Origin of the sequence: Paenibacillus sp. NRS-1782, from assembly GCF_050467685.1 — a bacterium.
Taxonomy (GTDB): domain Bacteria; phylum Bacillota; class Bacilli; order Paenibacillales; family Paenibacillaceae; genus Paenibacillus; species Paenibacillus terrae_A.
On sequence record NZ_JBITPH010000018.1, the window covers coordinates 218,458 to 230,147 of the forward strand.

General features: G+C 40.7%; 10 protein-coding genes and 1 pseudogene. 4 read left to right on the top strand and 7 right to left on the bottom strand.

Annotation, left to right across the window (positions count from 1 at the left end):
* Nucleotides 1-128: 128 nt before the first annotated feature.
* The 7 genes and pseudogenes from ACIFQM_RS08140 to ACIFQM_RS08170 form a co-directional block, all read right to left on the bottom strand.
* Nucleotides 129-247, bottom strand: a pseudogene (locus ACIFQM_RS08140) (IS30 family transposase); the annotation flags it as partial.
* A gap of 127 nt (nucleotides 248-374) precedes the next feature.
* The gene (locus ACIFQM_RS08145) at nucleotides 375-1,136 is read right to left on the bottom strand and encodes a hypothetical protein (protein ID WP_430047029.1); all 762 of its coding nucleotides are present in this window, start codon (nucleotides 1,134-1,136) and stop codon (nucleotides 375-377) included.
* A complete protein-coding gene (locus ACIFQM_RS08150; RefSeq protein ID WP_430047032.1) occupies nucleotides 1,118-2,653 on the bottom strand; it encodes a S8 family peptidase in 1,536 nt (511 codons plus the stop codon). The genes ACIFQM_RS08145 and ACIFQM_RS08150 overlap by 19 nt, the downstream gene beginning before the upstream one ends.
* Before the next feature lie 3 nt (nucleotides 2,654-2,656).
* The gene (locus ACIFQM_RS08155) at nucleotides 2,657-3,763 is read right to left on the bottom strand and encodes an AAA family ATPase (protein WP_430041636.1); all 1,107 of its coding nucleotides are present in this window, start codon (nucleotides 3,761-3,763) and stop codon (nucleotides 2,657-2,659) included.
* Between the two features lie 479 nt (nucleotides 3,764-4,242).
* Complete coding sequence (gene serS, locus ACIFQM_RS08160) at nucleotides 4,243-5,544, bottom strand: serine--tRNA ligase (protein ID WP_430041634.1); 1,302 nt, start codon at nucleotides 5,542-5,544, stop codon at nucleotides 4,243-4,245.
* Between the two features lie 298 nt (nucleotides 5,545-5,842).
* Nucleotides 5,843-6,289, bottom strand: coding sequence for an AbrB/MazE/SpoVT family DNA-binding domain-containing protein (locus ACIFQM_RS08165; protein WP_430041713.1), 447 nt, complete (start codon nucleotides 6,287-6,289; stop codon nucleotides 5,843-5,845).
* A 36-nt stretch (nucleotides 6,290-6,325) separates the two neighbouring features.
* Nucleotides 6,326-6,757: a hypothetical protein gene (locus ACIFQM_RS08170; protein WP_430041631.1), complete on the bottom strand. Its 432-nt coding sequence runs from the start codon at nucleotides 6,755-6,757 to the stop codon at nucleotides 6,326-6,328.
* Nucleotides 6,758-6,935: 178 nt separating this feature from the next.
* On the opposite strand from ACIFQM_RS08170, the gene ACIFQM_RS08175 reads away from it, so the two are divergent.
* From ACIFQM_RS08175 to ACIFQM_RS08190, 4 genes are all read left to right on the top strand, one after another.
* Complete coding sequence (locus tag ACIFQM_RS08175; RefSeq protein WP_430041628.1) at nucleotides 6,936-8,333, top strand: helix-turn-helix domain-containing protein; 1,398 nt, start codon at nucleotides 6,936-6,938, stop codon at nucleotides 8,331-8,333.
* A 229-nt stretch (nucleotides 8,334-8,562) separates the two neighbouring features.
* Nucleotides 8,563-8,742: a Spo0E family sporulation regulatory protein-aspartic acid phosphatase gene (locus ACIFQM_RS08180; protein WP_430041626.1), complete on the top strand. Its 180-nt coding sequence runs from the start codon at nucleotides 8,563-8,565 to the stop codon at nucleotides 8,740-8,742.
* Between the two features lie 597 nt (nucleotides 8,743-9,339).
* On the top strand, nucleotides 9,340-10,071 hold the full coding sequence (locus ACIFQM_RS08185; RefSeq protein ID WP_430041624.1) for a hypothetical protein: 732 nt from the start codon (nucleotides 9,340-9,342) through the stop codon (nucleotides 10,069-10,071).
* A 990-nt stretch (nucleotides 10,072-11,061) separates the two neighbouring features.
* Nucleotides 11,062-11,544 (top strand): hypothetical protein, encoded by a 483-nt coding sequence (locus tag ACIFQM_RS08190; protein WP_430065247.1) that lies wholly within the window; start codon nucleotides 11,062-11,064, stop codon nucleotides 11,542-11,544.
* Nucleotides 11,545-11,690 lie beyond the last annotated feature (146 nt).

Genomic DNA, 11,690 nt, shown 5'->3' on the forward strand with positions numbered 1-11,690 from the left:
TTAATACGGATAGAATGGGCCAGTATGGATTGTCCGGCACCTCACCTTAAATTTTATCTTAATTGGAAGCGTTTACAAGTGGAATAAATTGAAGTCTTTTGTTACTGCGGCGTTACCAATGCCGTATAGGAGCCTCGTTGCCAGGAGGAATACGGATCAGCGAAGTACACCTGTATGCCATGAATGGCTTCCAGGCTTCATAACAGGCAAACTCCTTGCCTAGGTAAGCCGTAGCCGTTTGAAATGATTAGGAGGGGTGACCATTTGAAATACTTGGAAGAAAATTGAATCTGAGAACTGAAAGATCTATTCACCATGTACAATGATTGGAAAAAGGACCCGTAAGCTTTAATGGGTCCTTTTTCATAGGTGATTTATCTTATAGGGACTAATATTTCATTAGCTGCACGCAATTGCACAGGTTGTAACTGCTTGTACTCATTAAGGATGTCTTCATACAAACTTCCTACATATTTGGGGGCAGATATTGTTGCAATAACAGCATAATCCATTCTATCATTCCCGCTGTTACGCCCCATTCCGTGAAGGACCAAAAATGGATTTTCTAATGAAGTTGCCCTCATTCTATCCCAGCGTTGAACGACAGTGTCCCATTTCAGTTCCCCGCGTCTTGCTTGCTCAGTTTGATAACTATGAGGACTTCTGGATACAGGAAGCAGGCTTTTTTGATACCCTTGTTCTAAAAGACGTTGTATTTCATCTTCATCTTCGTGTATGTGCCTGGTCAAAGGCTTCTTGTTTAAAGTAAAACGGTATTTTTTATCATGAGGATAAAATGTATCTTCTATTGCTGATTCAGTATAATCTTCGACATGTAGTGGGTTTGCCTTAGCTAAGACAGCAATTGTGTATTTAACATCAACCATTCCCGCATCTCTGGCGTTTATAGGATAAGGAATCGGAAGTTTTGCAAAATTCGCTGGGAGGATTGAACTACTGTAGACAAGGGTGACAAGTTTATCAGAACAGTTCATAATCTGTTCCACAGATTGATCGATAAATCCGTAGCCAAATTCATTGCATATCCCATTAGGGTTGTTAGCAGAATGAATTAGTAGCGCTCGTGCAACTAACGGATCGAATCTATCACAGCGCCCTAAAATTTCTCCTGCCATTCCAGAATGATTGGAGCTGAAAAGCTTGTCCCCATACTGAGATGTTTTTGACCGTGAATACTAGAAACTAGATGAATTGGCCTGTTCTCATCTCCGCCAAAACTAGAGATGTCTGGTTTAACCTTACAACCTTCTCGTCCTTGTCCGATCGAGCTGTAAGAAGCTCTGATAATCTCTCCGCTAGAAAAATCATATGAGAATGCTCCCACTCCAAGCCCGTTCACTATATCGGAAGGAGCTTGAATGCGGTTAAAAGGCTTCTCTAGGTCCCCGCCATTACCAACTGCGACAACAAAAAGTTTTCTATAATTCCAGGCTAAGTCATCAAGTACATAGGTGAATCTGGAAATGTCATCGTCCAAGATAGGTCCGTGAGGCCCAAAAGATAGATTATAGACATCTATATCATGCCTGGCAGGCACGATGCTTTCGATTATATCGATTGCCTCATACAGTTCGTAATCATTAGGATCATTTAATGGTAGCACACGAAAGCTTTCAACTGACACGAGTGGCTGAGGTACTTGAGAACCCCGTCCATATGGATTCAAAGGTCCATAGAGGATACATCCAGCTACTGCTGTACCGTGTGCTATCCCCTCATTTATTGGCTCGGTATCCAAGACATTATTATCGTGAACATGATCTACTAGTAATGGGTTAGTTGGGTCTACACCACCATCGAATATCCCAACCTTTATAGACGATCTTGTGTTACCCCTCGCAGGCTCAGGTGCATACGGCTCAACACTTATTGTTCGCATCTCAGGAAAAGAACTTATCCGTATAGGATGCGCTGTTCTTAAGGGATTAAAATCATTAATCGCATCTAATGCTTTTTTATTAAGATTCCCACTTATAAATGTAGGGCCGTTAGTATAATTTTTTATTCTTAATGATTCCGGGGGGACGCCATGCTCTGCAAGAATTCTTTTGAATTTTTCTATGGCAACATCAGTCTCGCTTTCAAATGGATGCAGGACCATTTCAACTTTACCGTGTTCCCAATTTTCTTCAAACCCAACAATCACTTCTTCTGGGGAGAGTAAAGAAATATCTTCGATTTTCTGTAAATCCTTTCTAAACGCCTCTTTTGTTACAGCCTCATTTTGATCTAAAATCTCTTCTAGTCTGTCAAGATTAGCAGGGGTGGCACGTACAAAATGCATCTTGCTATAATTGGATTCATCTGCGTTATCCTCTTCAGAATAAAACCATCTTCTAGAACCAATGTTCTCAACATCTATATCTTTAAATAAAGTGTTGGGAGTGTATGATTTAGCGAGAAATTTATGATTCAATCTAAATGTAACAACAATTTCTTCTACCCGTTTTTCTGAAGGGATGTTATCAATATTTTTCCTCAAATTTAAAATTTGTTCTTTAGCTCGTTGGCGAGCTTCAGAATAAGTCCTAGGAAAACTAGTTTCACCATATCCATTTGCAGGTTTTACCGGTTCTATAAGGTTCTCACCATAACCAATTATGGGTAAAAAGCGTTGATCTTCATCAGGCATGTCTTATTCCTCCTTATTGACTTTTAAGTGATGACTTAATGTTGAAGGGCTGATACCAAGCCAAGAGGCAATGGTTTTTTGAGTAACTTTTTTTCCGAGTGATTCCTTAGCGGCTTTTGCAAATAAGCTATTAAACTTGCTATCTTCGCTAACTGTTTTTAAATGATTGATAATCGCGACTATGGGTTCACTGTCATCAACAATAATTTGTCTGATGATTCTTTCTGATAATTGGGAAATATCTGCTGCACTTCTTCCATATGTCACTTCTGCAAGAACATAAGAGAACTTCTCATCAAGCGTTTCCATATAATTTCCTAAGTAATGTAACCAAAGCGTTTTTCTTGCCTTCAGGTCAGGTAGTCCTATTTCCAAGGCCGCATCAAATCTTCTCCAAATGGCCTTATCCAACAAATCTGCATGGTTTGTAGCGGCTACAACAATTGAATGACTTGGCCAGTCTTCCAACTCTTTTAGAAGAACGTTAACTATTCTTTTTAACTCGCCTAAATCTCCGGGATCGTCTCTGCGTTTAGCTACAGCGTCAAACTCATCAAGAAATAGAATAGAGGGAGAACTTTGGGCGTATTCAATCACTTTTTTTAGATTTTGCCCAGTTTTTCCTAAGTAACTTGATATTGAAGATGCCAAGTCTAAGGTAATTAGCGGGAGATTCAATTTGTGAGAGAGCAAAGAAGTTAGATAAGTCTTTCCTACTCCAGGAGGGCCATAGAGCAAAAGACTAGTTGGGGGCTTAATACCAGCCGCCAGCAATTTGTTAGCTAAGGATCGCTCTCGGATAAAAGCATCGATATGCCGGGAGTTTTCTTCGCTCAAAACGACTTTAGGTTCATTTGCAATGGGTTCTTCCACTCGAGCCAAAGACATAAAAGTATCACGATCAGTTGGAGGTGGATCAATACCAACTGATCGTGATACGGAAGCGCCTACCCCATAATAGGAAAGTGCCTTTGCTATTTCTTCGGCAGCTGCGGGCTCTTCTTTTTTTAATTTTCGGATTAAAGTGAGGGCAGCGGCTTCAACTGTTCGCATGTCATTTTCAAAAGATGCACGTATCAACTGGGGGATCATGCTAAGGATTGCCTTCATAAATTCACACACCTCAAATATTTAATTGTACATCGAATATGTAAATTATAGATTATACATGGTTTATAGTCAACGAAATTCGATCAATACATTAAATGATATTTCCATCGAATTATTTATGTATTGTGATTTGTTCTGGCTTGGCCTGACACCAGTGTTCGTATTAAATGGTTTTTTAGCATCACTCATATATAAAAGGTTATTTAATTGTAAAAAGTAAAAATATAGTTATTATACGATTATGAGAGAGACGGAATGTTTCTACCCAATAATCTATTTTCTATATCTCGTTGTAGGGTTTTTAGCAGTGTAAGTTCACTGTATCTTACTCCATTGTGGTTTGATCCAATGCAGAGAAGACCATTTGATATATTTAATATTTATGAATGTTCACAGCAACAGGGCGAAGGTTGGATTCCTTCGCCCTGTTTTGATTATCCTTATTCAGTTATTTCGTGTTACATAAATGTCGGTAATCGTCAGATTGTTCGGTCCTGACCGGAAGGTCGCAGAAACGCTGCTTGCTGCGGCATGTATCGGCGTAAAGCCTCTGGAATACGGATCGAACCGTCTTCCTGCTGATGATTCTCCAGCAGCGGGATCAAAATCCGGGGCGAGGCAACTGCCGTATTGTTGAGCGTGTAGGCATATTGCAGCTTGCCGCTCGCATCCCGGTAGCGAATGTTGGAACGCCGCGCCTGAAAATCAAGCAATTGGGACGACGAATGCGTCTCGCCGTAAGCCTGTCGGCTGGGCATCCATGTCTCAATATCCACCTGCTTGTACGTTTTTTGCGCCATGTCGCCTGTACAGACGGCCATTTTGCGATAAGGCAGCTCCAGCAGTTGAAGCAGGTCTTCCGCATTGTGCGTAATCTCCAGAAACATCTGCTCCGAAGCGTCCAGACTGGCTTCGCAGATCACCACCTGCTCGACCTTGGCGAACTGGTGAACACGATACAGTCCGTGTACATCTCTACCAGCCGAGCCGACCTCATTACGGAAGCATACCGACACGGCTGCCAACCGGATGGGGTCCGTAACGTCCACGATTTCACCGCTGTAATACGAGACAAGCGGAACCTCCGAGGTACCGACGAGCCATTGATCCTCTCCTGCGATACGGTATGTCTGATCCACCCCGAGCGGGAAGAAGCCGGTGCTGTGCATCGCCTCGGTGCGTACCATCAGCGGAACATCCAGCAGCTGGAAGCCCCGTTCGGTCAGCAGATCCACAGCAAGCTGCTGTACTGCCCGGTGCAACGAGACTCCGGCTCCAGTCAGGTAGTAGTTACGGGTTCCAGCTGTTTTGACGCCACGGGTAACGTCGATCAGGCTGTGAAGCTGACCGAGCGCCATATGATCGCGTGGCTCAAATCCCCAATCGGGGACCGTACCGATCCGCTCTAGTTCTACATTATCCTCATCCGATCTACCCAGTGGTGTATCGGGTGAAACGATATTAGGAACCAGAAGCATGAGCTGTTGAAACTGCTCCTCCACTTCCCGCTGTGGTGCTTCCAGACGGTCTAACTGTTTGTTAATTTCTTTGACCCGCCGCTTGGCTTCTTCCGCCTGATCGCTCTTCCCGGCATGAATGAGTGCGCCAATATCCTGACTACACTGATTCCGTGCCTGGCGGAGCTGCTCCACTTCCTGAAGCAACTGCTTTCTCCGGTTATCCAGGGTGAGCAGCTCTGCAACCGAAACCTGTATTCCTTTTCCATTTGCTGCTGCCTGAACCTGTTCCTGATGTTCTCTGATCCACTTGATATCCAACATGACACCGCACTCCTTTTCGGATAAAAATACAAAAAGCGCCCTCATCCACATGGGACGAGGAGCGCTCTAATCTCGCGGTGCCACCCAAATTGACCGGACAGCATGACAGATGTCATGACTCTCCAATCCACTTTGCTCCGCTATAACGGGCGGGTGTCCGGTTTACTTAGGAATACATGTTCATATCGTACACTCATGTATGTTCCTTGGCGTAAACGCCTCCGAGTTGGATGCTCTTCACGGGCGTAATGTCGTTTGCTTTTTTGTTAGTATACGGATTTTTGGTGGGTTAATCAAGCTACAACAGTTTTTTAAGCTGTGATATACGGCCTTGTGACACGCCAAGCCATTGTGCATATTCTCCCTGCTTGGCATGGGGATGTTCATGTACCATTTTTCTTAGACGCTCAGCTAATTGCTGTGATGATTGGTTGACTCGCTTTCCTTTGTACGCAGGTTTCTTAACCATTGGAGCAGGAGTGCGACTAACGCCTATATTTCCTTTTAGCTCTTGTATACAGTTTTTACATAAAAGTGAGTTTCTAAAATAGGTCAGATCTTCATCAGCATTACATAGGTTACAGGCAACCCCGGTATACTTTCGTATACTTAAAAAACCAGTTTCAATATCCATATAAAATTCTAAAGGATCGCCAATATGGATACCCATAGACATCCGCATTTCTTTAGGAATAACAATTCGGCCTAATTGATCTAAAGATCGAGTCATACCTGTGTTCTTCATCATGATCCCCTCCTTCTTCATCTGTCTTGGCCAAGCTCATTCCTCCAGTTGGGCACTTGCCTGATCGAACACTTGTTGTATGAGCTGGCTTATGCGAGCTTCTGAGATACCCAACATGCCAGCATATTGCTGTTGTGTAGCATATGGATGGCTTTCATATAGATCTAAGAGAAGATGGGCCATGATCTCTTTGGGTTGAAAGACTTGTACACGCATAGATACAGTCTTGAGCATATAGCTGCAATTTTTACATATGAGAAAGCCTTTGAAGTGACTTAATTCTTTGGTAGAGAGACAAAAATGACAAGACTGCCCGTAGTATCTTTGTAGTAATAGCGTACCCGTCTTTTCATCTGCAAAAAATTCAATAGAATGACCGTGAAAAATATCGCATGTATACAGGATTGCCTTGGGAATGACCAAGCGCCCTGTAGGGTCTAAGATTCTTGTCATTTTTACATGAGGCATTGCCAAAAGACCTCCTATTACCAAGATAAAAAGCAATAAAATAGAAGTATTTATTGTTATTCCAAAATGTGGTACCATCAGGAGTAGTGAAAACTTTTATCATATTATAAGTTTCCAGAATATATTTTTTAAAAAAATGTGTATCATATTAAAGTTCACGCTGAAAGGGTGGTTATTCATGGAAATCACACCCAAGATTAAAGCAGAATTAGAAAGATACCTCAAACAAGCAGGCTTGAGCATGACCGGGTTTGGACATATTGCTGGCATGAATCCGGGTACGGTGAGCGGTATTATAACGGGTAATCGTACCATTTCGGTGCACCAGCTGGATCGCATTACGTTAGGAATGAATTTACCAGCAGACCATTTCTATGAAAGATATATTGAAGAAAGTGTGATAGATGCACCGCTGAACTGGAAAAGAATTAGCCCGTTCTTGTACCGATGTGTGCAGTTTCAGCGCGTAGACTGTTTGCAAAAAGTAGTAAGTGTGCTGCTGGATAATCTGGGCTATCTTCCTTATCTTTTTGCATTAGCAGAGGATTGTTTTAAACAAGATTATCGGGAAGCAGCGGCTTACCTATACGAGAATGTCGCTGAGGGCGAAAAACAGCAGCATTCGGAACGACTTGCGATCTGCCAATATCGCCTGTTCACCCTTGCGATCGGAAAGGATCAGAATCGCAATATGGACGCCGCCGCCAAATTTGAATCGTTTGTCCATCGTTTGCATGAAGCCGACCAACTGGATGCGCTGAAAGATTTAGCGAATGTGTACAGAGCATTGAGCCAGTGGGACAAGGTGTATAAGTATGCAAAGCAGATGGGACAATTAGGACAGGTTCAATATGATTTGGTTCATAACTCTGGGCGCAAGGAAAAAGAACCACAAAAGAAGCTAAGTAGGCCGCTTTTTGTATACATAGCCTACGCCGAATTGATGTGCGCTAATGCCTGTGATGCCAAGGGAGATCATGAGCAGGCATTAGTACACCTTCAAGGTTATGCTGATCTAAGCTGGGTTAAGGAAAGTGATCCTGATACACTCCATTGGTTGGGTCAGTTTCAGCGATGGGCGAAAATTAATACGTATGTGAACAAGCTGATGTCGGGAGATGTGAGTGTCCTGCCGAATTATGTAGAGTATATGGCAGGCGAAAAATATATTTTCAACGAACTCTTAAACGTCATTGAAGCAGCCAATCGTTATCATATTGATGTGGATCATATCCTTCGACGCTTTGAACCCCAAATTACTGCATATCAGGAAGTTTCATCTACGGATATGTACACACAACAATTCTTACCGCAGCAGTATGCACGTTTTTGGTACAAGATGGCTAAATACAGCCTAAATAAAGGTAGATATTCATATGGTTTCAAATGTTTAATAAACGCATTAGAAAAAGCTGGTACAATTAATCATGTACTACTTATTGCCAATTGTGCAGGTTTATTTGACTGCTTCAGGGCATATGCCGCTCCTGAAATATTGGCTCAGTATCATTCTACTTACCAGGAGGTGTGGAAAGAAAATGATCAAAAAGATGGCTTTGCTCTTGGCAGCAATTAGCTTTGTACTGGTACTCGTACTACCAGTTCAGGCTAAAGACCCTACCTTGGGCATATTCAAACCGCAGGAACACGTTGGTGGAGCTTGATCCAAGCACTTTTTCATTACCATTGACCAGCCTATCCGCTGGTCTTTTTTCGCTATATTTTTCTGATTTTTGATTGGTAAAATAGCAATTCATATTTCCACATTCCATCCTAAAATGAGATACATTAGGAGGGAATGCGATATGAATACAGATGAAACGTTAAATCAACAGTTGGAAGATGCCCGGCAACGATTGCATGATCTGTACAAACAGTATGGTTTCGGACATGCCTGTGTGCTTGAACAGTCTATGTTGTTGGATGAACTGATTAATCAGTACAACCGTATGTTTCAGACCAAGAAGCTGACCCAACCGATATAACCAAACATCCTCATGCTTTCAAAGCCACATCAGCTACATTGTTTTTCTTGCCTTAGCATGACGCCTGGTTTCGTTCAAGTAAATAAAACAGATGCCGTTTATGCAAAACTATTCCTCCTCTCATCTAACTAGTATAATCATTCTATATAATGGCTTTTTTAAAAGAAAAATACAATAACATGTCATAAAATGTAATAAATTTGGGGGTGATAAGGTAAGAGTTAATGCATATATTAATTTCAAAAACCAACCAATGACCAATAAAACCTATCCTTTGACCTAAAGGAAATGGCAATGCAAGCTTGTTAAAAGCTTTGTGAGGTTAGCTATCTAGGAGAGGGGATTCATTTATAGGGGATTATTGAACATTTGCGTAGAAAAACAGAAATCGTGTGAAATAATTACCATTTATAAAAGAATATAATAATAATGCAATATGTTTGAAATTTTTTTCACATGCAATTTTCTTCACTCTATTTTTTGCTCGATTACATAAGATTACATACTCACATGTTTATTAGCATTGTTAGTCACTTTTTTTGTGAGTTTCTATGCAAAAAAAGTTTCTATAAAATAATATTATTTGGAGGGATTTCTTTGAAAAAGAAAAGTTTTGCGTTGATTGCTCTATCGGTAGCTCTATTTTCTGTTCCAGTTGTATCTGTTGCAAATGCTGAGGTAACTAATTCTAATATTGCTGTTAGTGAGTCAGCTACTTCACAGCCCGAAGTAGTTAAAGCCTACTTAACTACAGATAGTGGTTTGGAAGAAATTTCGTTAAATGAGTATCAAAAACTTCTTTCTCAAGAACAGCCACAGACAGTCACAGCTCAAGTTTATGATGGCGGAAATAGGATTAGTCCAATGGCTGATACTGGCCTTGACTTTGTTTCTAAGCGTAAATTAATCCAGTCCGTATATTATCCTCAACAATTACAAGTAGCTATGAAAAGCGATGTAACTGACTATATTAAAAATAAAAGCAAAACTACCACAGTAACCCAAACGGTAGGTTGGTCAAAAAGTTATACGTGGAGTGCGAATATGACCGTTTCCACTAAATGGAATGACGCAGTAACTTCAGTTCTAGGAGGTGGATGGTCAACTACTGACTCCTATACTTATACTAGTTCTCTAACTGTTAAGCCTGGATATCAAGCGAAACTACAATTTACCCCTTTTTATAAAGTAGTTACAGGAGACCTAGTTGGTTATAATTATGTGGATACGGTATTAGAGCGCATTCGTAATGTTACAATCAAAACCCCTGTTAAACTTGCGGGTGGTAAAGTACAAGGTGTAATCACTGTAGTAGAAACTAAGCTATAGTAATTAATTGATAATGTAAAAGAAGAAGGACTAGTCCTTCTTCTTTTTATTAAAATATTCATATTCACTTACAGCTAAGTAAGCTACTCCAATAATCAAAGCTATTACGGCAAAAACTTTTAGAGAATCAAACGTTACATTATAATTAGGATTTAACGTTCCGGCTCCTATAATTGATGCACTAAGAAAGTAAGAAGAATACAATATAGCAGATATAAAACAAAATATTGTTCCTATCGCGGCCCTATTCATTGTCATCACCCTTTATAATTTTATGTAATAAATCCAAAAAATATAAACATGATTATTATAATCCAAAAGGTTGCGCACATCAACTTTTGGAGATTATCAATATTCATCACTTCTCTTACCCCTCCCAGTCATCCTGACAGAATCAAAACGAAGGATGGATTGTTTGTAAAAAAAACTTCAGTCAAAATGAAGTAGTTTATGGTCAGTCAACAGATGAGGAAACGCAAGAGAGGATCATCTGCAAGAAAAAAGATGGAACCTTGCTATTGATTGATCTCATATACCTGAAAGATACATTAAGTCATGACTTAATATTTTGGCCAACACGGGAGACCAAAGCTGGTAAAAAAGAAGCCGTGTTGCAAACTTTTAGTGAAACCATGCTCACGTGACGACTCTTCCCTTCTTCTGTGAAAATCTAAACGCTCAGATCTGAGCTATACCCGTTGTTCTATTTCTCTGGACGACCTACTTTTTTCATCATGATCCTTCCAATAAAAATAAATACAAAGAACAATTAAGATCAGTGGAAATAAGTAAAAAGCATCATTAAATCCTGCGGAATGGGTGACTCTTAAATAGTATAAAAGCCAAAACATAGACATGCTTGATATTAAAGCAATGGTACCGCTTAGGGAATACATGTATCTCTCTCCTTTATGAAATGTGATAAAACGCCTGTAAAACAGATGTGAATGTTATCATTATAATGTAAATATATGACCAGAAGGGAATATCATGAAAAAAATAGCGATTATTATTGCTGCTTTACTGCTTTTTGTTGCAGCAGTACCTCATCCTGATAAGATTTCGGCGAACACATCCACTAAGGCGACCCGAGATACTGGTACAACAACTACTGGTGACCATGTCATAACTCCTCAGAGCGTGGGGAATTCTTTTAACTTTACTGTAGGGGGAAGTGCAACTGCACCGGGTAGCTTCGAGGTTCCTAAGGGTTTTGGGCATGTTAAATTGCGCATTAGAAATTATGCTAATGCCCCGGTTGATTTTACTGTACAGCACAACGATTCTGGTAAAGTGTATGTTGACAGCAAGACAATCAGCAAAAACAGTGAAACAGTTTGGAGAAGTACTGATGCGGGATTTTCGGACGGTTTGCGTTCTGGACGATATACAATTCAGTTCCGGGGTGGTACAAACAAAGTTAATGTGGAAATTTGGGGCGCAGCCAGTTCATTGCCTTCGGACGCAAAATAATAACTGACCTAAACAAAGAAAGCTCTGGGCCTAAGGTCTGGAGCTTTTTTACGTTGTTTCTTAGGGTTCACGTTGTAGTTTGAGAAAACTGGCCTAGGAAGATATATCAACCAATTAATAAGCTTTATATCACGTCTGTTGATTAA